The following is a 22,233-nucleotide window of genomic DNA, read 5'->3' on the forward strand; positions in this document are numbered from 1 at the left end:
GCTCTCGAGCCTACCCGCCACCCCTGACAACAGTCGCGATCATTTAAGTGAGCAGCCGGACCGCCCGGGGAACGCACGCGGCGGTCACCGGCAGGGCCCCCAGCGGCTCGCCGTCCGCGTACGCGGACAGGCCCGCCGCCTCCAGGGTGATCTTCCTGGCCCGGTGGACGGTCACCTTCGGATGGCCCAGGTGGCGGCCCTTGTAGACCTGCGGGAACACCTTGAGCAGGGTGGCGCGGCTGCAGTCGCCGACGACCGTGACGTCGAAGAGTCCGTCGTCGGGGACGGCGTCCGCGCAGATGCGCATGCCCCCGCCGTAGGAGGATCCGTTGCCGACGGCCACCAGCGTGGCCTCGGTCTCGATCACCGGCCCGTCGTCCAGGGTGATCCGGTAAGGGAACGGCCGGAAGGCCGCCAGCTCCGCGATCATCGCCAGGTCGTACTTGAACCGCCCGGCGGGCAGCCGCATCCGGTTGCCCCGGTCGTTGACCCGCGAGTCGAAGCCGGAGCACAGCACGGTCCCGAACCACTTCTCGTAGCCGTCGCCGCCCACCCGGCCCAGGTCGATCTCCCGGATCCGGCTCTCCTTGACGGCCTCGGCGGCCATCCGCCCGGCCAGCGCCGGCTCCCGTACGGGCAGCCCCATCGCGCGGGCGAAGTCGTTGCCGGTGCCCACCGCGACCACCCCGAGCGGCACCGGCGTCCCCGCCAGGGCCTGGAGCGCCAGGGAGACGACCCCGTCGCCGCCCACCGCGATCACCGCACCGGTGCCCTCCCGGACTGCGGCCGTCAGCCGGGCCAGTGCGTCGGGCGCGTCGGCGCCCACCACGGTCCGTACGGAGAAACCGGCCTCGCGGACAGCCGAAGCGGCCGGCTGCGCGGCGTGCGCGCCCCGGCCGCGTCCGGCTGTGGGATTGACGAAGAGGGTGACCTCGTGGCTCATCCACGGGAATGTACCGGAGCCCGTTCCCGGACCCCTTTCGCCCCCGGGAGCGCCGCCCGGCAGCAGCCGGGGGCGCACCTGTCAGGTGGCGTCGTCGTACCCGTTGATCCGCTGGCGTCCGCCGTCTGCCTGTTCCGGCAGCGCCGCGGGAGCCGGGACGGATTCCAGCGCGCCGATCGGCGACGGCGTGAGGTCCAGCTGGGAGGCCTCGTCGTCGCTCAGGTCCGCGTCGGGGTCGTTGCGCCTGCGCCTGCGGTCGTTGAGGAGGCAGATGCCGAGGGCGGCGAAGTAGAGGGCCACGATGGGCACGGCCAGCGCGAGCATCGTCGGCGGGTCACCGGTGGGCGTCGCGAAGGCGGCGAAGATCGTGATGCCGAGGACCATGCCCCGCCACCAGCCCGCCAGCCGCTTCCCGCTGAGCACACCGGTGAAGTTCAGCAGGATCAGCAGCAGCGGCAGCTCGAAGGCCAGGCCGAACACGATCACCATGCGGGTGACCAGGTCGAGGTAGTCGTCGACCGGCAGCAGGTTGCGCGCGTGGTCGGGGGTGAACTCAAGCATGATCGTCGCGGTCTGCGGGAGGATCTTGTACGCGATCACCGCACCGGTCAGGAAGAGGGGCGCTCCGACCGCGACGAAGCTGCGCGCGTACTTCTTCTCGTGGCTGTGCAGCCCGGGCGCGGCGAACGCCCACAGCTGGTACAGCCACACCGGGGCGGACAGCACCACACCGGCCATCAGCGCGACCTTCAGGGCGATCGAGAACGCCGAGATCAGGCCGTTCACGGTCATGTCGGCGCAGGGGCGGCCGTTGCGCTGGGTCACCACACCGTTGGTACAGCCGACGGAGTCCAGCATCGGCTTCAACAGGAAGTTGATGATCTCCCGGTAGAAGAACGCGGCGATGATCGTGATCACCACGATCGCCAGGACCGACTTCAGCAGGCGGTTCCGAAGCTCACGCAGGTGCTCGACGAGAGGCATGCGCCCTTCGGCGTTCTTCGCCTGCCGTTCCTTCTTCTCCTGCTTGCGGGCAGAGTTGAGCAACCCACGTCCCTTGTCTCGTTGCAGATGACTGGCGTGTACGGCGGGTGTCAGCCCTGGGCGGTGCGGTTCGGCTCGCCGACCGGACGCGAGCTGCTGACGTCACCGGGAGCGGCCTGGATGGTACGCGGGGCGACGGGCTGCTGCGCGGACTGGTCCGCCGGCGCGGCGGCGGCGTCGTCGCTCTCGCCGTCCTTCTTCATGGCCTTGGCCTCGCTCTTGAGGATGCGGGCCGACTTGCCCAGGGAGCGGGCCATGTCAGGGAGCTTCTTGGCGCCGAACAGCAGGATGATCAGTCCGACGATGACGAGGATTTCCCAACCCCTGAAGTTGCCCATGGGTATCTTCCTTCTTCTCCGAGGTTCACAGCACGCCGGACGGGCGCCCAGGACTTGCTCTACCGAGGATCGTAACCCCAGGGGGTTAACGCCCGGCAATCCCCGGGGGTCCCCTCGCTTGCACCTGGGCAGGTTCGCAATGCCCCGGTCACACGCGTGCGCCCCGCGTCAGGGACGTACACCGTGCCCCGCCCGGGCCAGGTCCACGGCCGCCCGTTCGAGATCCGCCGAGGCGTCGGTGATCCGGCGGCTGGCCTGTGCCACCTGGGAGGCCAGCCTGCGCACCTCCACGTACACCCGAACCGCCAGCACGGCGAGCACGGCCACTCCGAGGAAACCCAGGACAATTGCGAACATCGGCCACAGCATGGGGCGAGCCTAGGCCACCCGCCCGGTCAGATGCTGCGCAGGGTGCTCACGCCACCACCGGTCAGCAGTTCAACGATCCGCTCACCCGCGGGCTTGCGTACGGCGGCACCGCACTCGGGACACGTGAAGGAATAGAACGTGGTCCGCCTGCTCCCGCCGATGGCCAGCCGCAGGGCGCCCGCGTCCAGCTCGAAACGGGCCCGGCAGTCGGGACAGGAAGCCTTGAAGGCGACGGGCCCGGACGTCGGCGACATCGACCGCGCTCCCCTCAGACCTGTTCCCCGTACCCCGCCAGGGCCTCCCGGGCGGCGCTGCGCGCGCTGTCCGCCAGCTCGGCCGGAGCCACGATCCGGCCCTCACGGCCCAGCCGCAGCGCCAGCCGGCGCAGCGAGGCCGGGTCCGGGCTGCGCAGGGTGATCCGCAGGCCTCCGTCCGCGAGCTCCTCCGCGCTGTCGTGCGGGTAGTACTCGGCGACCCAGCGCCCGCCCGGCCCGACCTCGACCACGACCTCCGGGTCCTCGGCCGCCGGCTGGACCAGGCCCTCGGACAGGTCGCGCGGCTCGATGGCGGGCGGCTCGGCCCGCTCGTCCAGCAGCCGGATCTCCGCGACCCGGTCGAGGCGGAAGGTACGCCGGGCCTCCGAGAGGTGGCACCAGCCCTCCATGTACGTGTGCCCCACCGCGAAGAGCCGGATCGGGTCGACCGTGCGCTCGGTCAGCTCGTCCCGCGCGGGCGAGTAGTAGCGCAGCCACAGCCGCCGCCGCTCCGCGATCGCCCGGTCGACGTCCGCGAAGACCCCGCCCTCGGACTCGAAGGTCACCGACAGCCGGGAGCTGGCCCCGGCCACCTCGCCCGCGGCCGCCTCCAGCTTGGCCGTGGCCCGCAGCAGGGCGTCCCGGTCGCTCTCGCGCAGCCCGGGCAGGGTGGCCACCGCGCGCGCGGCCACCAGAAGCGCGGTCGCCTCGTCGGCGGCCAGCCGCAGCGGCTCGGCGGTGGACTCCCCCGAGGCGTCGGGGTTGCGCCACCAGATGCGCTCCCCGTCGGTGTCGATGTCGAGCAGGTCCCCGCCCCGGAAACTGGTCCCGCACATGGGCAGCACGTCGAGGTCCGAGATCAGCTCGTCCTCCGTGATCCCGAAGGCGCGCGCGACGTCCGCGACGTGCGCACCGGGGCGCTCGCGCAGGTAGGTCACCAGGGACAGCATCCGGCGGGTCTGGTCGATGGCGTTGGCAGCCATGCTGGTACGTCTCCCCCTCAGGGCACATCTTGGATGTCGCTCTTGTGGAACGTGCGGCCGCGGATCGGCCACCGGGCCCGCGGGCCCCGGAATCGGGCCCCGCTCAGGCCCCGGCCACGGCCCTCAGCCGGTCCACCACGTCCGCCCGCAGGTCGGCCGGACCGACCACGACGACGTCGGGCCCGAACTCGACCAGCCAGGCGTCCAGCCCGTGCCCGTAGGGGATCTCCAGCTCGTCCCAGCCGTCCCCGCCCTCACGCACCGCGGTGGCCTTGGCCCGCAGCGGATAGCCCGCCCCGGCCCGCAGCCGGATCAGCGCGGAGCGGTCCGCGCTCTCCCCGGCCCAGCTCGCCACGGTCTCCCGTACGGTCACCACGTCCGGCACCTCGGCGGTGTACTTCGCGGCCCGGGAGCGGACCTTCCCGGTGATCCGCGACAGCCGGAACACCCGCTCCGCCCCCCGGTCGCGGTCGTAGCCGGCCAGGTACCAGTGGCCGCGCCAGCACTCCAGCGCCCAGGGCTCCACCTGGCGGGTCTCGGGCCGGGCCGCGGTCGACTTGCGGTAGTCGAAGACCACCGGCCGACGGTCCCGGCAGGCCAGCATCAGCGGCTCGAAGGCCGCCTCGTGGACCGGGATGCGCGGCTCGATCGCGCTGTGCTGCCCCGCGTAGGGGTCCTCCGCCTCGGGCATCCCGCCCGCGCGCAGCTTCTGCAGCGCCCCGCTGGCGGCCCCCGCCAGCCTCGCCTGCTGCCAGACCTTGGCCGCCAGCCCCAGGGCGGCGGCTTCCTCGGCGTCCAGCGAGACGGGAGGCAGCCGGTTGCTGTCCCGGCGGGCCAGATAACCGGTCTCGCCGTCCAGGTTCTCCACCGTCTCGATGACGAGGCCGAGTTCGCGGAGGTCGTCCTTGTCCCGCTCGAACATGCGGTTGAAGGACTCGTCGTTGCCGGCCTCCATGTAGGCCTCGATGGAACCGCGCAACTCCCGCTTGCTGAGCGGACGGCGGGTCCCCAGCAGACACAGCGCCAGATTCATCAGCCGCTCGGCCTTGGCAATCGCCATCGACGCCCTTCCGCCCTTCTCCGCCTGCACATCCGTCGGACCGTCACCCGGGCCGCGGCCGGATGCGGACGGACCCGTTGACCGTTGACCGTACCGCCCCGGCGCGCCCGGACAAAAGCGAGGGCCCCCGCCGGACGGCGGGGGCCCCTGCACCGATCGCGGATGTCCGGATCAGCCGACCTTGACCAGGTCGCAGACGAAGATCAGCGTCTCGCCCGGGGCGATGGCACCGCCCGCGCCACGGTCGCCGTACGCGAGGTGCGCCGGGATCGTCAGCTTGCGGCGGCCGCCGACCTTCATGCCCTGGACGCCCTGGTCCCAGCCGGAGATGACCTGGCCGACACCGAGCTGGAACTGCAGCGCGGAACCGCGGTTCCAGGAGGCGTCGAACTCCTCACCGGTGGAGAAGGCCACGCCCACGTAGTGGACCGAGACCCGGTCGCCCTTCTTGGCCTCGGCGCCGTCGCCCAGCCAGATGTCCACGATCTCGAGGTCCTTGGGGGCCTCGCCCTCGGGGAAGTCGATCTCGGGCTTCTGGAGGTCACTCACGGAACTTCTCCTCATACGTACGAAACGGTCAACCGGAACAGTCTTACATCACCGCGAGGATGTCGAGACTGAAGACCAGCGTCGACTTCGCCGGAATCGTGCCCTGCTCCTTGTCCCCGAAGCCCTGGTCCGGCGGGATGACCAGCAGGATGCGGCTGCCGACCTTCTTGCCGACGATGCCGTCCTTCAGACCCTTGACCGAAAGCTCACCCAGCGGCCAGGTGATCGCCTGGTCGCTGGTGTAGGTGCTCTCGAAGGACTTGTCGTCCTTCCACGTCTTGCCGTTGAACTTGACGACGACGCTGTCGGTGTCCTTCACGACCGCGCCGTCACCCTCCAGGACGTAGTTCGAGACCAGCTTGGCGGGCTCGGCCGTGTCCTTCGGGACGGTCACGGAGACTTCCTTGCCGTCCGCGTTCGTGCCGACCTTGGGCAGGTCCTTGTTCTCCTGGGCGACTTCCTTGCCCGTGGCCGAGGCCGGCACGGTCGTGCCCTTGACGATGTCCACGACGAACACCAGCGTGGCGTTCGGCCCGATCTTCGGGGGCGAGCCCTGGGCGCCGTACCCGAGCTCCGGCGGGATCACCAGCTCGACGCGGCTGCCGACCTTCTGGCCCTCCAGGCCCTGGTCCCAGCCCTTGATGACCGCGCCCGCACCGATGGTCACGTCGAAGGGCGCGGGCCGCCCGAAGCTCTTGTCGAACGACTCCTTGCCGTCCCACACCTGGCCGAGGTAGTGGACCTGCGCGATGTCGTTCTTCTTGAGCACCTGCCCGGTGCCCTCGCTGATCGTCACCACCTTGAGCTCCTTGGGCGGCGCGCCCTTCCCCTTCGACAGGGTGGGCGTCTCCCCGAAGGCGGCGCCCTTGGTGATCGCGGGAGCCCCGTTCTTCATCTGGGCGGAGTCGGAGCCGCTGTCGTCGCCACACGCTGCGGTCGTCAGCAGCAGCAGGGGTACGACAAGCAGGCCGGCAAGTCGGCGCACGTGTTCCTCAGATCTCAGACGGCAAAGCGGTCGCTCGCCACTCTAAGCCGTGCACGGGGCCCCGTACGAGAGACGTACGGGGCCCCGGCGAGGAGTGCGATGTCACACTGCGGACACTGCGCGGGTCCTACATGCCCGCGATCAGCTTCTCCACCCGGTCGTCCACCGACCGGAACGGGTCCTTGCACAGCACCGTCCGCTGCGCCTGGTCGTTGAGCTTCAGGTGCACCCAGTCGACCGTGAAGTCCCGCCGCTGCTCCTGCGCCCGCCGGATGAAGTCCCCGCGCAGCCGCGCCCGCGTCGTCTGCGGAGGCACCGACTTGCCCTCGAAGATCTTCAGGTCGTTGCAGATCCGCGCCGCCTGCCCCTTGCGCTCCAGCAGGTAGTACAGCCCGCGCCGACGGTGGATGTCGTGGTACGCGAGGTCTATCTGGGCCACCCGCGGATTCGACATGGTCATGTTGTGCTTCGCCCGGTACCGCTCGATCAGCTGGTACTTCATGACCCAGTCGATCTCGGTCCCGATCCGGTCCAGGTCCTCCGCGTCGATCGCGTCGAGCGTGCGGCCCCACAGCTCCAGCACCTGGTCCACCACACCGGTACGGATCCCCCGGCGCTCCGCGAAGTCCACCGCCTTGTCGTAGTACTCCCGCTGGATCTCCAGCGCCGAGGCCTCCCGGCCGCTCGCCAGGCGCACCTTGCGCTGACCCGTGATGTCGTGGCTGACCTCACGGATCGCCCGGATCGGGTTCTCCAGGGTCAGGTCCCGCATCACCGTGCCCGCCTCGATCATGCGCAGCACCAGGTCGGTGGCTCCGACCTTGAGCAGCATGGTCGTCTCGGACATGTTCGAGTCACCCACGATGACGTGCAGCCTGCGGTAGCGCTCGGCGTCCGCGTGCGGCTCGTCCCGGGTGTTGATGATGGGCCGCGAGCGGGTCGTGGCGGAGCTGACGCCCTCCCAGATGTGCTCGGCCCGCTGACTCACGCAGTAGACCGCACCCCGCGGCGTCTGCAGCACCTTGCCGGCGCCACAGATCAGCTGGCGCGTGACAAGGAACGGAATGAGAATGTCCGCCAGGCGGGAGAATTCCCCGTGCCGGGCCACCAGGTAGTTCTCGTGGCAGCCGTACGAGTTGCCCGCCGAGTCGGTGTTGTTCTTGAAGAGATAGACGTCGCCCGCGATTCCTTCCTCGTGCAGGCGTCGTTCGGCGTCGACGAGCAGACCTTCGAGAATGCGCTCGCCTGCTTTGTCGTGAGTGACCAGCTCGGTCACGTTGTCGCATTCGGGAGTTGCATATTCCGGATGCGAACCCACGTCGAGGTACAGGCGGGCGCCGTTCCGCAGGAAGACATTGCTGCTGCGGCCCCATGACACGACACGGCGGAAGAGGTAGCGCGCCACTTCGTCAGGAGACAGTCGGCGCTGTCCCCTGAACGTGCACGTGACGCCGTACTCGTTCTCCAGCCCGAAAATGCGGCGGTCCATGACTGAACATTACGCCTTCTGCCCTCTTCTGAAACCGGGTTCGGGAGCGCCGTTTCGATCAGTCCCCCTCGGCGGGCCGATCCAGGCCCCGATCGCCGCCCCGATCACGGCCCGATCGGCCCATCGCGCGCACCCGCCGATCAGGACGCCGAGGACACCCCGGACGGCACGTCAGCAGCGCCCTGCGACACACCGTCAGCCGAACCCGCCACCGCGCGACTGCGCCCGCCCGTTGCCAGCGCCCGCTGAGTGACCATCAGCACGAGCAGCGCCGAGAAGCCCGCCACGCCCGCCACACCGAAGCCCGCCGCGGTACCGCCCAGCTCCACCGCCGGCCCCGCAGCCGCCGTACCGATCGCCGCACCCACACCGAAGAACGTCACCAGCCACGAGAACGCCTCCGTCACCGTGCCCACCGGAGCGTGCCGGTCCACCACGATGAACGCACACGCCAGCGCGGGCGCCAGGAACACACCCGACAGCGCCGACAGCGCCGTCATCGCCACCGCCCCCGGAACCAGCATCAGCGGCAGGTAGCAGACCGCCAGCAGGGCCACCAGCAGCCGCAGCCGCCGCTCCGGCGCCCCGGCCCACTGCCGCGCACCGTAGAACACCCCACCGATCAGCGCACCCAGCCCCAGCGCCGCCATCAGCCAGCCGTACACCGCCTGACCGCCGTGATCGTCCGCGTACGCCACACCCGCCACCGTGATCGAACCCAGCGCCATGCCCACGAAGAAGAACGCACCCAGCAGCGCCAGCAGCCCGCGCGAGCGCAGCGCACCCAGCCAGTGCGCCTCCCGCGGCGCCGAGCGCCACTTCCGGGACGGCTCGCTGACCACCACCGACAGCGCCCCCAGCACACCGATCGCGTTCAGCGCCAGCAGCGCCCCCGCCGGCGACCACATCGCCACGAACAGCGTCACCAGCAGCGGACCGACGGTGAACATGACCTCCTGGGCCACCGCGTCCATCGCGTAGGCCGCGTGCACCTTCTCCTCGCGGCCGCCCAGCACCGTCGGCCACAGCGCCCGCAGACCGCCCTCCAGCGGCGGCGTGAACAGCCCCGCGACCACCACCGCGGCGTACGCGGCCACCGCCGACCCCGTGCCCGCGAGCGCCAGCCACACCATGCCCAGCGCGGAGACCACCGCGGCCGGCAGCTGCACCCGCGGCTGCCCGAACAGGTCCACGGCCCGCCCCAGCAGCGGCTGACCCACCGCGTTCGCCAGCCCGTACGCGGCCGCCAGCGCCCCCGCCAGGCTGTAGCTGCCGCCCTCGGCACGCGTGAACAGCACGATCGCGATCGGCCCGGTGGCATTGGGCAGCCGGCCCACGAGCGTGCCCACCAGCAGCCTCGCGGCGTGCCTGGTCCTCAGCAGCTCCGCGTATCCCGCGGCCATCTCTCCGCCCCACCTTCCGCCCGGATCCAACCGGGAGCCATCCAAGTAATACGTATAACGTGAGCCTCATACGTACCATGGCCGCAGTCCGCCGGTCCACCCCACGGACCCGACCACACCCCCCGACCTCGCACCACCTCGCACTTCAGGAGCCCCCTGTGACGAGACCCACCAGCCGCGACGTGGCCACCGCCGCCGGGGTCTCCCAGGCCACCGTCTCCCTCGTCCTCGGCGACAAATGGCCCGGCCGCGTCTCCGAACGCACCGCCACCCACGTCCGCGAGACCGCCACCCGCCTCGGCTACCGGCCCAACCTCGCCGCCCGCAACCTCCGCCTCGGCACCACCCGCACCGCCCTCCTCGTCGTCCCCGCCCTCACCAACGAATTCTTCGCCCGCGTCTACACCGGAGCCGCCCGCGTCGCCGCCGAACACGGCTTCGGCGTCGTCCTCTACCCCTCCCCCGACGGCACCGGCCCCGCCCGCGACCCCTTCGCCTCCGCCCGCGCCGCCCTCGACGGAGTCATCGCCTCCTCCATGGCCGCCCACACCCTCGACGCCATCGGCGGCAACACCCTCCCCCTCGTCATGCTCGACAGCGACCCCGCCGCCGGCACCGCCGCCGCCCACGTCAACCTCGCCATGGCCGACGGCATGCGCCAGATCACCGAACACCTCCTCGCCCTCGGCCACCGCCGCTTCCTCCACCTCGCCTCCGCCGTCGACTCCTGGACCTTCGAGACCCGCGCCGAAGCCCTCACCGCCCTCCTGGGCCCCCGCACCCAGCTGCGCACCGTACGGGCCCCCCTCACCGTCGACGCCGCCCGTACGGCCACCGAGGCCGCCCTGGCCACCCCCCAGGACCGACCCACCGCCATCGTCTGCGACGACGACATCCTCGCCGCCGGCGCCTGCAAGGCCGCCCGCCGCCTCGGCCTGCGCATCCCCGAGGACCTCTCCGTCACCGGCTTCGACGACCTCGCCCTCGCCACCGCCGTCGAACCCGAACTCACCACCGTCCACCTCCCCGCCGAACGCGTCGGCGAACAAGGCATGACCGCCCTCCTCGCCGTCCTGGAAGGCACCCCCTGGACCGCCCCCGACATCCCCGTGCGACTCGTCGTCCGCGACTCCACGGGCCCTGCCCCCACCGCCACCGCCACCCCCACCCCCTGACCCCGGACACGACGAAGCCCCGGCCCGCCGAGAACGGCGAACCGGGGCCCCGCACACACTGCCTCTACGCGCCTACTCGGCGTCGTCCTCCGGCGCCTCGTCGTTCGACACGGCATCGGCCTGCACCGCCGCCGTCACGTCCGCCTCCAGCAACCGCGACAGCTGCCGGCCCCGGATCCGCTTGAACTTGCGCTGCTGGGATCGCGTACGGTCCAGCACCGCGACCTCCAGCCGCTCCGCCGGAATCGTCTTGTCCGCGCCGTTCGCCTGGCTGGACAGCGCCTGCACCGCCAGCTTCAACGCCTCCGACAGGGTCATCCCGTCCTGGTGACGCTGATCCAGGAAGGTACTGATCTGCTCGGCATTGCCACCGACCGCGACCGAACCGTGCTCGTCCACGATCGACCCGTCGTGCGGCAGCCGGTAGATCTGGTCACCCGCGGCGGTCGCACCGACCTCCGCCACCACCAGCTCCACCTCGTACGGCTTCTCACCGGCCGAGGAGAAGATAGTGCCGAGCGTCTGCGCGTAGACGTTCGCCAGCCCACGGGCCGTCACGTCGTCACGGTCGTAGGTGTACCCGCGCAGATCCGCGTACCGCACACCACCGATCCGCAGGTTCTCGTACTCGTTGTACTTGCCGGCGGCCGCGAAGCCGATCCGGTCGTAGATCTCGCTGAACTTGTGCAGCGCACGGGACGGGTTCTCACCGACGAACACGATGCCGTCGGCGTACTGCAGCACGACCAGGCTGCGACCGCGGGCGATGCCCTTGCGGGCGTATTCGGCCCGGTCGGCCATGGCCTGCTGGGGTGACACATAGAACGGAGTCGACACCGGCTGTCCGTCCCTTTCTTCTGGGCTCCTACGGGGCGACGGATGGTCAGAGCAGGGCGGCGCGCGGGCCGTCGGGCTGCTCCAGCCGACGGTTGGTGACCGTACGGGCGAGCTCCTGCGACTCGTCGTCGGTCAGCCTGCGGAACCCCTCGTCCGTGATCACGGTGACGATCGGGTAGATGTGGCGGTACAGGTCCGGACCACCGGTCGCCGAGTCGTCGTCGGCGGCGTCGTACAGCGCCTGGACGACCAGGGTGGTGGCCTGCTCCTCCGACAGATCGGGGCGGAAGAGCTTCTTCATGGAGCCCCGGGCGAAGATCGAACCGGAACCGGTGGCGGCGTAACCGTGCTCCTCGGAGCGACCGCCGGTCACGTCGTAGGAGAAGATCCGGCCCTTCTCCTTGGCCTCGTCGTACCCCGCGAACAGCGGCACGACGGCCAGGCCCTGCATGGCCATCCCCAGATTGCTCCGGATCATGGTGGAGAGCCGGTTGGCCTTGCCCTCCAGGGACAGGGTCGTCCCCTCCACCTTCTCGAAGTGCTCCAGCTCCAGCTGGAACAGCTTGACCATCTCCACGGCCAGGCCGGCCGTACCGGCGATACCGACGGCGGAGTACTCGTCGGCGGGGAACACCTTCTCGATGTCCCGCTGCGCGATCATGTTCCCCATGGTCGCCCGCCGGTCACCGGCGAGGACCACCCCGCCGGGGAAGGTGGCGGCGACGATGGTCGTCCCGTGCGGCGCCTCGACGACACCCTCCGGCAGCTTGCGGTTGCCGGGCAGCATCTCGGGCGAGTGCGCGCCCAGGAAGTCCATGAAGGACGACGACCCCGGCGTCAGGAAGGCTGCCGGTAGACGCCCTGTGCTACGAGTGTTGGGTTCCACAGGTTTCCTTCCACGTAAGCGGCTGCACGCCTCATGACGTCCGGCCGATCCTTGAACTGCCCCAGGGCTGCGTTACAGCTGAAGCACAGTACGCCTCGGACCTTACCCGTCTGATGATCGTGATCAACGTGCTCGGCGGGAGCGATCCGACAGATCACGCAGACCCCGCCCTGAGCAGCGATCATCTCGTCGCGCTCGGCCTCGGTAATGCCGTACTTCCGCACGAAGTAACTCGCCCTGTTGCGCTTAGCCCGACACGAACGGCAGTAGCTGGACCATCCGTCCGAGGTGGTTTTGTTGGGCTCCCATTCCGAATGCGGTTTGATCTCTTCGCACTGCGGGCACCGTTTGTGGCCGGACGGCACGTCCACCTTGACCCGCACCGTCCGCCCCTTCACCTCCTGCCGCGCTTTGTAGTACTCCGCCCAACACTCGCGGCAATAGGCCTGTAAGCCGTCGGCCGCCGAGCGGTTGCTCGCGAAGTCCCCTCGCGGTTTGTCCTGCTTGCAGCGCGAACACCGCTTCGCACCCTCGGACACTTACCCTTGCCCCCACCTTCGATTCGAAGGTCAAATGGCCCTACTGGCCACCTTTTTGAACGAACGACCGCACGAAGTCCTCGGCGTTCTCCTCGAGGACATCGTCAATCTCGTCAAGTACGGAGTCGACGTCGTCGGAGAGCTTCTCCTGGCGCTCCTTGAGGTCGGTCGATTCCTCGACCGCCGCCTCCTCGACCTCCTCGGTCGAGCGCGTCGCCTTCTGCTGTCCGCCGCCGGTGTCCTTGGTCGCCATGTCTACCTCACCCCGCTCGGTTCGCACGCTCATGTCGAGAGACCCCGGGATTCGGGATCTCTCAAGATCAGACCCTACGTCGGACCCTATAGGGAGGGTCCGACATTCGTCCCCGCACTTGTTCAAAAGCTCGCGGAACAACGTCCGGTTCTCTCCATGATTCCCGGACCGGGGGCCTTTCAGGCCCCCCGGGCGCCCCTCACTGTCCCGAAAGCACCCGCACCAGGTCCTCCGCCGTGCGGCAGCGGTCCAGGAGCTCCTTGACGTGGTTGCGGGTCCCCCGCAGGGGTTCCAGCGTCGGGACCCGCTGGAGGGAGTCCCGGCCGGGCAGATCGAAGATCACCGAGTCCCACGAGGCCGCCGCCACGTCGTCCGCGTACTGCTCCAGGCAGCGGCCGCGGAAGTACGCCCGCGTGTCCTCCGGGGGCTTGCTCTGAGCCCGCTCCACCGCCGGCTCCTCCACCAGGCGCTTCATCTTGCCGCGGGCCACCAGGCGGTTGTACAGGCCCTTCTCGGGCCGTACGTCCGAGTACTGGAGGTCCACCAGGTGCAGCCGCGCCGCGTCCCACTCCAGCCCGTCCCGGCGCCGGTACCCCTCCAGGATCTCCCGCTTGGCGATCCAGTCCAGCTCCCCCGACAGGCTCATCGGGTCGCTCTCCAGCCGGCCCAGCACGTCCTCCCAGCGGCCCAGCACATCCTTGGTCTGCTCGTCCGCGTCCGACCCGAAACGTTCGTCCACGTACTTCCGTGCCAGCTCGAAGTACTCCATCTGGAGTTGCACCGCGGTGAGTGTCCGGCCGCTGCGCAGCGTGATCAGGTGCTGGAGGTCGGGGTCGTGGGAGACCTGGTGCAGGGTGCGTACGGGCTGGTCGACGGCCAGGTCGACGTTGATGAACCCGTCCTCGATCATGGACAGGACAAGTGCGGTCGTGCCGAGTTTGAGATAGGTGGAGATCTCGGAGAGGTTGGCGTCTCCGATGATCACGTGGAGTCGGCGGTACTTCTCGGCGTCCGAGTGGGGTTCGTCGCGGGTGTTGATGATGGGGCGCTTGAGGGTGGTCTCCAGGCCGACCTCGACCTCGAAGTAGTCGGCGCGCTGGCTGATCTGGAAGCCGTGTTCGCGGCCGTCCTGGCCGATGCCCACGCGTCCGGCGCCGGTCACGACCTGGCGCGAGACGAAGAAGGGGGTCAGGTGGCGCACGATCTCCGAGAAGGGGGTTTCCCGCTTCATCAGGTAGTTCTCGTGCGTGCCGTAGGAGGCGCCCTTGTTGTCGGTGTTGTTCTTGTAGAGGTGGATCGGCTGGGCGCCGGGGAGCTGGGCGGCGCGGACGGCCGCCTCGGCCATGATCCGCTCGCCGGCCTTGTCCCAGAGGACGGCGTCGAGCGGGTTGGTGATCTCGGGCGAGCTGTATTCGGGGTGTGCGTGGTCGACGTAGAGCCGTGCGCCGTTCGTGAGGATGACGTTGGCGAGGCCGATGTCCTCGTCGGTCAGCTGGCTGTTGTCGGCGGCCTCGCGGGCGAGGTCGAAGCCGCGGGCGTCCCGCAGCGGATTCTCCTCCTCGAAGTCCCAGCGGGCGCGTCGCGCCCGGTGCATCGCCGCCGCGTAGGCGTTGACGATCTGGGACGAGGTGAGCATGGCATTGGCGTTCGGGTGCCCCGGGACGGAGATCCCGTACTCCGTCTCGATCCCCATTACTCGCCGTACGGTCATGCGGCCCTCCTTGCCCGGCGGCGCTCCCCTTTCGGGAGCGGCGCTCAAGTACCGCTGGTGCTCCGGTGCGTGTGCCTGTGCGGTGCCCGTCCCCGCACTGCGCGTCCGGCGGTACGGAAGAGCCTAGAACCACTGCGCGCTGGTGGGGAGATCATTTCCGTCATTGGATCCGCCTCGTCACCGGCTGAAAAGAGGCCGGTAATGGGGTGGGGTAAAGCAGTCGGCTGCGGATGCCCGGGAGGGCATCCGCAGCCGCCCCGCTTTGTCAGAGGTACTGACCGGTGTTCGCCACCGTGTCGATGGAGCGTCCGGTGTCCGCGCCTTGCTTTCCGGTGACGAGGGTGCGGATGAATACGATCCGTTCGCCCTTCTTTCCGGAGATGCGGGCCCAGTCGTCCGGGTTGGTGGTGTTGGGCAGGTCCTCGTTCTCCTTGAACTCGTCCACGCAGGCCTGGAGCAGGTGGGAGACCCGCAGGCCCTTCTGGTTGTGTTCGAGGAAGGCCTTGATCGCCATCTTCTTGGCCCGGTCGACGATGTTCTGGATCATCGCGCCGGAGTTGAAGTCCTTGAAGTAGAGGACTTCCTTGTCGCCGTTGGCGTACGTGACCTCGAGGAAGCGGTTTTCCTCGGTTTCGGCGTACATCTGCTCGACGACGGTCTGGATCATGCTGTGGACGGTGCCGGCCGAGGAGCCCTGGTGTTCGGACAGGTCGTCCGTGTGCAGGGGCAGCGAGGCCTTGAGGTACTTGGCGAAGATGTCCTTCGCGGCCTCGGCGTCCGGGCGCTCGATCTTGATCTTCACGTCGAGGCGGCCGGGGCGCAGGATGGCCGGGTCGATCATGTCCTCGCGGTTGGAGGCGCCGATGACGATGACGTTCTCCAGGCCTTCCACGCCGTCGATCTCGGCGAGCAGCTGGGGGACGATGGTGTTCTCCACGTCCGAGCTGACTCCGGATCCGCGGGTGCGGAAGAGGGATTCCATCTCGTCGAAGAAGACGATGACGGGGGTGCCCTCGCTGGCCTTCTCGCGGGCACGCTGGAAGACGAGGCGGATGTGCCGCTCGGTCTCGCCGACGTACTTGTTGAGGAGTTCGGGTCCCTTGATGTTCAGGAAGTAGGACTTTCCTGCTGCCTGTCCGGTCACCTCGGCGACCTTCTTGGCAAGGGAGTTGGCGACGGCCTTGGCGATGAGCGTCTTGCCGCAGCCGGGCGGGCCGTAGAGCAGGATGCCCTTCGGGGGCCGCAGTTCGTGTTCCTTGAAGAGGTCGGGGTAGAGGTACGGGAGCTCGACGGCGTCGCGGATCAGCTCGATCTGGTCGCCCAGGCCGCCGATCTTGTCGTAGTCGATGTCGGGGACCTCTTCGAGGACGAGGTCCTCGACCTCGCTCTTGGGGACGACCTCGTAGACGTAGCCGGAGCGGGGTTCGAGCAGGAGGGCGTCGCCGGGGCGGATGGTGATGTCCAGGAGCGGCTCGGCGAGCCTCACCACCCTTTCCTCGTCGGTGTGCCCGACGACCAGGGCGCGCTCGCCGTCCTCGAGGATCTCCTTGAGGGTGACGATGTCCCCGGCCCGCTCGAATTCCATGGCCTCGACCACGTTGAGGGCCTCGTTGAGCATGACCTCCTGGCCGCGCCGGAGGTCTTCCGGGTCGACGCTGGGGCTGACGTTCACGCGGAGCTTTCGGCCTCCGGTGAAGATGTCGACGGTGCCGTCCTCGTTCGCTTGCAGGAAGACACCGAAACCGGCCGGCGGCTGTGCGAGCCGGTCGACTTCTTCCTTGAGGGCCACGATCTGGTCTCGGGCCTCACGGAGGGTATTCGCGAGTCGTTCGTTCTGTGCGGATACGCCGGCCAGATTTGTCTGGAGCTCGACGATCCGCTCTTCGAGAATCCTCGTGTGTCGCGGAGAGTCGGCGAGCTTTCGTCGCAGGACGGCGATTTCCTGCTCGAGATAGGCAACCTGGCCGGCGGGGTCCTCGGACCCTCGCGCGGGCCGGATGCCGCGGTTGATGTCGTCGTCGTGGGCTGCCACGGTCCTCACCTCCTCCAAGGGGAGCTGGACGCTTCCTGACCCTACCTGGGCTGGTGGTGATTGAAACCCCTAGATCACAAAGACGGTAGAGGTGTGTCCGATCTTCACCCTTGCGTACTCCCTCACGCCAAGGAAATACCCACCCATCAAACTCGGGAAGCAGGCGGTTGTAAGGTCGAACCGTTCAACACCCGTCAGGGCTCGCGCGACTTGCTGCGGGCGGTGACCGGGGTGGATCACTCAGCGCAGGGAACGGCAGGAGATATGACCGTGCAGCAGGAGGCTCCGACGGGCGGCGGCGGCGAGGCCGGCGAGCCGCTCGAGGTCTGGATCGATCAGGACCTGTGCACCGGGGACGGCATCTGCGTGCAGTACGCGCCTGAGGTGTTCGAGCTGGACATCGATGGTCTGGCGTACGTGAAGAGTCCGGAGGACGAGCTGCTGCAGGACGCGGGGGCGACCACTCCGGTTCCGCTGACGCTGCTCCAGGACGTGGTCGACTCGGCGAAGGAATGTCCGGGGGACTGCATTCACGTACGGCGCGTGTCGGACCGGGTGGAGGTCTTCGGTCCCGACGCGGAGTGACGTTTCAAACACTCCTGGCGGCCGAGTCCGTCAGCTCCTGGCGGAATTTTCCGTCGTGCCAGCGCCACTTGGCGAGCTGTTTCGTGTCGGGGCTGTAGCGGGGTACGTCGGGTGAGGAGTAGCCGACGAGGGTTGCCGTGACGATGCCGTCGCGCACGGTGAGCTCGGTGGCGGTCTGGCGTCGGGCGGTGTCGAGCAGGGTGGCGACGACGCGGGGGCCGGTGGCCCCGGCCGGGTCCTGGGTGAGTACGTAGATCGCGTGGGGCGGGGTGCCGGAGCCGGCGTCGCAGCGGACGGCGACGACGGTCTCGGGGCGGCGGTCGCCGTCGAGGTCGCCCTGGGCGCTGATGGTGACGGTCTGGGGGGCGCCCTTGCAGTCGAGGGGGTAGGTGACCCCTGCCGGGTCGGGTGCGGTGGCCCGGGGGCCCTGCGCGGGGGGTTCCGCGGCGGCGGTGGTGGTGTCGGTGGCCGAGGCGCCGGTGGCGGGCTGTACGAGTCCTGCGGCGGCTATGACGGCTGCCATGGCGGTGGCCGTGGCGAGCCAGTGGACGGGCCTGGTGCGGCTGTGCTCCAGGGTGTGCGGGGCCGTCTCGGCGTGGCTGTGCGGCACGCGGGGTGTCTCCTGTGCGAAGGGTGACGAGGAGCCAGCATCGTGCCACACGTCACAGGGTGGTGGAACGGCCGGGTCCGGGGCTGGTGCACGGGACAACGAAAAGGCGCTGTGGCGCAGTTCCCGGGTGGGTCGGGGGAACTGTGCCGCAGCGCCTTCGTGTTGGGTCTGCGGGGCGGTCAGGCGGAGCGGTCGCTGCCGGGGCCTTCGTAGTCCTCGCCGTAGGCGCCCTTGGCGGGGCGGCGGCGGCGCATGGGGGGCTCGACGCCGTCCGCGAGGCGGCGGGCGGTGACGAGGAAGCCGGTGTGGCCGATCATCCGGTGGTCGGGGCGGACGGCGAGGCCTTCCACGTGCCAGTTGCGGATCATCGATTCCCACGGCTGCGGCTCGGCGAAGCAGCCGATCTCGCGGATGGACTCGACGGTCTTGGACAGCTGGGTGGTGGTGGCCACGTAGCAGCACAGGATGCCGCCGGGGACCAGGGCCTTGGAGACGGCTTCCAGGCATTCCCAGGGGGCGAGCATGTCGAGGATGACGCGGTCGACGTCGGTGTCGGACAGGTTGTCCTGGAGGTCGCCGACGGTCAGCTGCCACGCGGGGTGGGGTCCGCCGAAGTAGCGTTCGACGTTGGCGGTGGCGATCTCGGCGAAGTCCGCGCGGCGCTCGTAGCTGTGGAGCATGCCCTGGTCGCCGATGGCGCGCAGCAGGAAGCTGCTCAGGGAGCCGGAGCCCACTCCCGCTTCCACGACGCGTGCGCCGGGGAAGATGTCGGCGAAGGCCAGGATCTGGCCTGCGTCCTTGGGGTAGACCACGGCGGCGCCGCGGGGCATGGACAGGACATAGTCGGGGAGCAGGGGGCGCAGCGCGAGGTATGCGACGTTGCCCGTGGTGCGGACAACGCTGCCTTCGGGAGCACCGATCAGCTCGTCGTGCGGGAAGGAACCCTTGTGGGTGTGGAAATTCTTCCCGGCTTCGAGCGTGAACGTGTAGTGGCGGCCCTTGGGGTCGGTGAGCTGTACCTGGTCCCCGACCTCGAAGGGCCCGCGTCGGCGGGCGGCACCGGTCGGTTCGGACATGTGACCAGTGTATTGGCTTCAGGACTGGGGCCGTGCCATGGCCTTCACGAAGGCCTTTTCGACGTCGAGGGTGGACAGGACGCCGTAGATGGCGCCGCCGGGTTCGAGGACGAGGTATTCGGTGGCGGGGGTGGCGCGGAGGTGGTCGAGGAGTTCTTCGCCGGTGAGGTCCGCTGAAACCTTCATGCCGTCGGTGAGGTCCTGGGCGAGGGTGCTGACGGCGACCCAGGGGCGGCGGTGTTCGGGGACGGAGGCGATGGCGGTTTCGCGGACGATGGCGGTGGGGTCGCCCTGTCCGTCGACGACGACGAGGGCGCGGGCGCCTGCTTCGTTGGCGCGGCGGAGGGCTTCGGAGAGGGGGGTGGTGTTCTCGACGGGGATGGCGCGTCGGGTGAGGGTGCGGGCTCGCAGTTCGGGGAGGTGTTCGCGCAGGCGGGCCATGCGCAGGCTGTTGCCGGCGCCGGTCCAGATGATGCCGGCGAGGATGGCGGCGAGGAGGGCGTCCATGACGGTGTTCATGCCGCCGATTTCCTCGGTGCGGTTGCCGAGGACTCCGGTGTGGGTGAGGAGGGGGAGGCCGAGGAGGACGGCGAGGGCGAGGCCGCGGCCGACCCAGGCGGCGGCGATGGTGCCGGTCATGGGTTTGCCGGTGATGCCCCAGATGACGGCTCGGAGCATGCGGCCGCCGTCGAGGGGGAGGCCGGGGAGCAGGTTGAAGGCGGCGACCAGGAGGTTGGAGATCATCAGGCCGGCGAGGAGGACGCCGGGGACGGTGGCCGGGTCGACGGCTTTCATGCCGAGGTAGAAGGCTCCGGTGAGGAGGAGGGAGAGCAGGGGGCCGACGAAGGCGAGGACGAATTCGCGGCCGGGTGTCTCGGATTCCTTTTCGATCTCGGAGACTCCGCCGAAGAACTGGAGCTGGATGCGGCGCACGGGGAGCTTGAAGCGCAGGGCTGCGACGGTGTGCGCGAGTTCGTGGACCAGGACGGAGGCGTAGAAGGCGACGGCGAAGAAGAGGGAGACGAGGTAGCGGACGGGTCCGAGGTCGGGCAGGACGCGGTCGAGCTGGTCGCCGAAGACCCAGGTGATGAGGGCGGCGACGAGGAACCAGCTGGGCGAGACGTAGACGGGCACGCCGAAGGGGCGGCCCATGAGGAGTCCGCCGCCCGGTCCGGAGCGGCCGCCTGCGCGCTCGCCGGTTTCGTCGGTGTCTGCCACGGTTGTCCTTCGTTCGGTGCTGGTGTTTCCAGTGTGTTCTGTTCGCGTACGGGCTGGTGCTGTAGCGCGTCGTGATGCTCTGATCATGCAGTGCGAGGGGGCTTGGCGTCGATGGTATGCGCGTCCTGTCGGTGGCGGGTCGTAGGGTTTTGTGCATGACGACGAGCCCCGGTGCTGTGCCTGGCGCAGCCGATGCCGATGCGCGGGGTGCTGTGGCGCCCTCTTCGCTCTCTCCTTCGCGGGCGAGTGATTTCATGCAGTGTCCGTTGCTGTACCGGTTCCGGGTGATCGACAGGCTGCCGGAGAAGCCCAGTGCCGCTGCTACCCGCGGGACGCTGGTGCATGCGGTGCTGGAGCGGCTCTTCGATCATCCGGCGCAGGAGCGGACGGCGCCGCGGGCGAAGGCGTTGGTTCCGGGGCAGTGGGACCGGTTGCTGGAGTCGAAGCCGGAGCTGGCGGAGCTGTTCCCGGAGGGTGACGAGGGGGCGGGGCTGGCGCGGTGGCTGACGGAGGCGGAGGCGCTGGTCGAGCGGTGGTTCACGTTGGAGGATCCGACGCGGCTGGAGCCGGTGGAGCGGGAGTTCTTCGTGGAGACGGAGCTGGATTCGGGGCTGCGTCTGCGGGGGATCATCGACCGGGTGGACGTGGCGCCGTCGGGTGAGGTGCGGATCGTCGACTACAAGACGGGGAAGGCGCCGCGGCCGGAGTACGCGGAGGGTGCGCTGTTCCAGATGAAGTTCTACGCGCTGGTGGTGTGGCGGCTGAAGCGGGTGGTGCCGCGGCGGCTGCAGCTGGTGTATCTGGGCAGTGGGGACGTGCTGACGTATGACCCGGTGATCGCGGATCTGGAGCGGGTGGAGCGCAAGCTGCTCGCGTTGTGGGACGCGATCCGGGAGGCGACGGAGTCGGGTGAGTGGCGGCCGCGGCCGACGAAGCTGTGCGGCTGGTGTGATCATCGGGCGGTGTGTCCGGAGTTCGGTGGTACTCCCCCGCCCTATCCTCTGGTGATCTCGCCGCGGCGGGAGGCGGAGCTCCCGGCCGAGTCGTGATCCCGGTGTCAGGGCAGAATGGTCGGGCCTGCCGTTGCCGTCCGACGAATTCGAGGTAGACCCCGTGGCGATCCGCGTCCTTCTGGTCGACGACCAGCCGCTGCTGCGCACCGGCTTCCGGATGATCCTGGAGGCGGAGGAGGACCTGGCGGTGGTCGGTGAGGCCGGGGACGGGCTGCAGGCGCTGGACCAGGTGCGGGCGCTGCAGCCCGATGTGGTGCTGATGGACATCCGGATGCCGCGGATGGACGGGGTGGAGGCGACCCGGCAGATCACGGGTCCGGATCGGGACGGGCCGGCGAAGGTGCTGGTGCTGACCACGTTCGATCTGGACGAGTACGTGGTGGAGGCGCTGCGGGCGGGGGCGAGCGGGTTCCTGCTGAAGGACGCGCCGGCGAACGAGCTGGTGCAGGCGATCCGGGTGGTCGCGGCGGGTGAGGCGATGCTCGCGCCGAGTATCACGCGGCGGCTGCTGGACAAGTACGCGGGGCATCTTCCGTCGGGTGAGGAGAGCCTGCCGAACTCCTTGGGGACGCTGACCGAGCGTGAGGTCGAGGTGCTGAAGCTGGTGTCCCGGGGGCTGTCGAACGCGGAGATCGCGGCGGATCTGTTCGTGAGCGAGACGACGGTCAAGACGCATGTGGGGCACGTGCTGACGAAGCTGGGGCTGCGGGACCGGGTCCAGGCTGCGGTGTACGCGTACGAGAGCGGTCTGGTGCGTCCCGGGGCCCAGTAGTCCTGTGAGGTCCGGCCGGACGCGGATGCGCGGAGGGGGCCGTACGCGCTCGTGCGCGTACGGCCCCCTCCGCGTGGTGCCGGTGCCGGGCCCGCCCTGGGCGGGCCCG

The 22,233-nt window shown here is 69.5% G+C and carries 24 protein-coding genes; 4 read left to right on the top strand and 20 right to left on the bottom strand.

Features of this window, described 5'->3' with window-relative positions; genetic code table 11:
- Window positions 1–43: 43 nt before the first annotated feature.
- From ACXNSR_RS08865 to ACXNSR_RS08915, 11 genes are all read right to left on the bottom strand, one after another.
- Complete coding sequence (locus ACXNSR_RS08865) at window positions 44–943, bottom strand: diacylglycerol kinase (protein ID WP_458641575.1); 900 nt, start codon at window positions 941–943, stop codon at window positions 44–46.
- 81 nt (window positions 944–1,024) lie between these two features.
- Complete coding sequence (gene tatC, locus ACXNSR_RS08870; protein WP_458641576.1) at window positions 1,025–1,990, bottom strand: twin-arginine translocase subunit TatC; 966 nt, start codon at window positions 1,988–1,990, stop codon at window positions 1,025–1,027.
- Window positions 1,991–2,037: 47 nt separating this feature from the next.
- Window positions 2,038–2,325, bottom strand: a complete 288-nt coding sequence (tatA, locus tag ACXNSR_RS08875) for a Sec-independent protein translocase subunit TatA (RefSeq protein WP_458641577.1) — start codon at window positions 2,323–2,325, stop codon at window positions 2,038–2,040.
- 168 nt (window positions 2,326–2,493) lie between these two features.
- A complete protein-coding gene (locus tag ACXNSR_RS08880) occupies window positions 2,494–2,694 on the bottom strand; it encodes a hypothetical protein (RefSeq protein ID WP_030723392.1) in 201 nt (66 codons plus the stop codon).
- 26 nt (window positions 2,695–2,720) lie between these two features.
- Window positions 2,721–2,948, bottom strand: a complete 228-nt coding sequence (locus ACXNSR_RS08885; protein ID WP_030011077.1) for a CpXC domain-containing protein — start codon at window positions 2,946–2,948, stop codon at window positions 2,721–2,723.
- Between the two features lie 14 nt (window positions 2,949–2,962).
- Window positions 2,963–3,931: a helix-turn-helix transcriptional regulator gene (locus ACXNSR_RS08890; protein ID WP_458641578.1), complete on the bottom strand. Its 969-nt coding sequence runs from the start codon at window positions 3,929–3,931 to the stop codon at window positions 2,963–2,965.
- Window positions 3,932–4,034: 103 nt separating this feature from the next.
- Window positions 4,035–4,991, bottom strand: coding sequence for a helix-turn-helix transcriptional regulator (locus ACXNSR_RS08895; protein ID WP_458641579.1), 957 nt, complete (start codon window positions 4,989–4,991; stop codon window positions 4,035–4,037).
- A 171-nt stretch (window positions 4,992–5,162) separates the two neighbouring features.
- Window positions 5,163–5,555, bottom strand: a complete 393-nt coding sequence (locus ACXNSR_RS08900) for an FKBP-type peptidyl-prolyl cis-trans isomerase (protein ID WP_458641580.1) — start codon at window positions 5,553–5,555, stop codon at window positions 5,163–5,165.
- 28 nt (window positions 5,556–5,583) lie between these two features.
- A complete protein-coding gene (locus ACXNSR_RS08905; RefSeq protein ID WP_458641581.1) occupies window positions 5,584–6,525 on the bottom strand; it encodes an FKBP-type peptidyl-prolyl cis-trans isomerase in 942 nt (313 codons plus the stop codon).
- Window positions 6,526–6,652: 127 nt separating this feature from the next.
- Window positions 6,653–8,014: a Pup--protein ligase gene (gene pafA / locus ACXNSR_RS08910; RefSeq protein WP_030016332.1), complete on the bottom strand. Its 1,362-nt coding sequence runs from the start codon at window positions 8,012–8,014 to the stop codon at window positions 6,653–6,655.
- A 140-nt stretch (window positions 8,015–8,154) separates the two neighbouring features.
- Window positions 8,155–9,417 (bottom strand): MFS transporter, encoded by a 1,263-nt coding sequence (locus ACXNSR_RS08915; RefSeq protein WP_458641582.1) that lies wholly within the window; start codon window positions 9,415–9,417, stop codon window positions 8,155–8,157.
- Window positions 9,418–9,575: 158 nt separating this feature from the next.
- Here ACXNSR_RS08915 and ACXNSR_RS08920 point away from each other — a divergent pair, with 158 nt between their 5' ends.
- A complete protein-coding gene (locus tag ACXNSR_RS08920; RefSeq protein WP_458641583.1) occupies window positions 9,576–10,592 on the top strand; it encodes a LacI family DNA-binding transcriptional regulator in 1,017 nt (338 codons plus the stop codon).
- A gap of 72 nt (window positions 10,593–10,664) precedes the next feature.
- Here the strand turns inward: ACXNSR_RS08920 and prcA are convergent, their stop codons facing one another.
- The 6 genes from prcA to arc all read right to left on the bottom strand — a co-directional run bounded on the left by prcA (window position 10,665) and on the right by arc (window position 16,850).
- A complete protein-coding gene (prcA, locus tag ACXNSR_RS08925; RefSeq protein WP_078909722.1) occupies window positions 10,665–11,429 on the bottom strand; it encodes a proteasome subunit alpha in 765 nt (254 codons plus the stop codon).
- Between the two features lie 46 nt (window positions 11,430–11,475).
- Window positions 11,476–12,315: a proteasome subunit beta gene (gene prcB / locus ACXNSR_RS08930; RefSeq protein WP_365275532.1), complete on the bottom strand. Its 840-nt coding sequence runs from the start codon at window positions 12,313–12,315 to the stop codon at window positions 11,476–11,478.
- The gene (locus ACXNSR_RS08935) at window positions 12,267–12,854 is read right to left on the bottom strand and encodes an endonuclease VII domain-containing protein (protein WP_458641584.1); all 588 of its coding nucleotides are present in this window, start codon (window positions 12,852–12,854) and stop codon (window positions 12,267–12,269) included. The genes prcB and ACXNSR_RS08935 overlap by 49 nt, the downstream gene beginning before the upstream one ends.
- Window positions 12,855–12,894: 40 nt before the next feature.
- Window positions 12,895–13,107, bottom strand: a complete 213-nt coding sequence (locus ACXNSR_RS08940; protein ID WP_030016348.1) for a ubiquitin-like protein Pup — start codon at window positions 13,105–13,107, stop codon at window positions 12,895–12,897.
- Window positions 13,108–13,306: 199 nt separating this feature from the next.
- Window positions 13,307–14,818, bottom strand: coding sequence for a depupylase/deamidase Dop (dop, locus tag ACXNSR_RS08945; RefSeq protein WP_266598411.1), 1,512 nt, complete (start codon window positions 14,816–14,818; stop codon window positions 13,307–13,309).
- 265 nt (window positions 14,819–15,083) lie between these two features.
- Window positions 15,084–16,850, bottom strand: a complete 1,767-nt coding sequence (arc, locus tag ACXNSR_RS08950; RefSeq protein ID WP_189739954.1) for a proteasome ATPase — start codon at window positions 16,848–16,850, stop codon at window positions 15,084–15,086.
- 264 nt (window positions 16,851–17,114) lie between these two features.
- On the opposite strand from arc, the gene ACXNSR_RS08955 reads away from it, so the two are divergent.
- Window positions 17,115–17,435: a ferredoxin gene (locus ACXNSR_RS08955; protein WP_030016354.1), complete on the top strand. Its 321-nt coding sequence runs from the start codon at window positions 17,115–17,117 to the stop codon at window positions 17,433–17,435.
- A gap of 4 nt (window positions 17,436–17,439) precedes the next feature.
- On the opposite strand, the gene ACXNSR_RS08960 is transcribed toward ACXNSR_RS08955, so the two are convergent.
- From ACXNSR_RS08960 to ACXNSR_RS08970, 3 genes are all read right to left on the bottom strand, one after another.
- Window positions 17,440–17,958 carry a hypothetical protein gene (locus ACXNSR_RS08960; protein ID WP_458643232.1) on the bottom strand — a complete coding sequence of 173 codons (519 nt, stop codon included), beginning with the start codon at window positions 17,956–17,958 and terminating at the stop codon, window positions 17,440–17,442.
- A 266-nt stretch (window positions 17,959–18,224) separates the two neighbouring features.
- Entirely contained in the window at window positions 18,225–19,121 is an 897-nt protein-coding gene (locus ACXNSR_RS08965) for a tRNA (adenine-N1)-methyltransferase (RefSeq protein ID WP_362596102.1), read from the bottom strand.
- Window positions 19,122–19,139: 18 nt separating this feature from the next.
- A complete protein-coding gene (locus ACXNSR_RS08970) occupies window positions 19,140–20,273 on the bottom strand; it encodes a site-2 protease family protein (protein WP_458643233.1) in 1,134 nt (377 codons plus the stop codon).
- A 221-nt stretch (window positions 20,274–20,494) separates the two neighbouring features.
- Between ACXNSR_RS08970 and ACXNSR_RS08975 the strand changes: the two genes are divergently transcribed.
- Both ACXNSR_RS08975 and ACXNSR_RS08980 read left to right on the top strand, forming a co-directional pair.
- The gene (locus ACXNSR_RS08975; RefSeq protein WP_458641585.1) at window positions 20,495–21,388 is read left to right on the top strand and encodes a RecB family exonuclease; all 894 of its coding nucleotides are present in this window, start codon (window positions 20,495–20,497) and stop codon (window positions 21,386–21,388) included.
- A 64-nt stretch (window positions 21,389–21,452) separates the two neighbouring features.
- On the top strand, window positions 21,453–22,124 hold the full coding sequence (locus ACXNSR_RS08980; protein ID WP_458641586.1) for a response regulator: 672 nt from the start codon (window positions 21,453–21,455) through the stop codon (window positions 22,122–22,124).
- Window positions 22,125–22,233: the final 109 nt, after the last annotated feature.

This window comes from Streptomyces sp. NC-S4 (assembly GCF_054353315.1).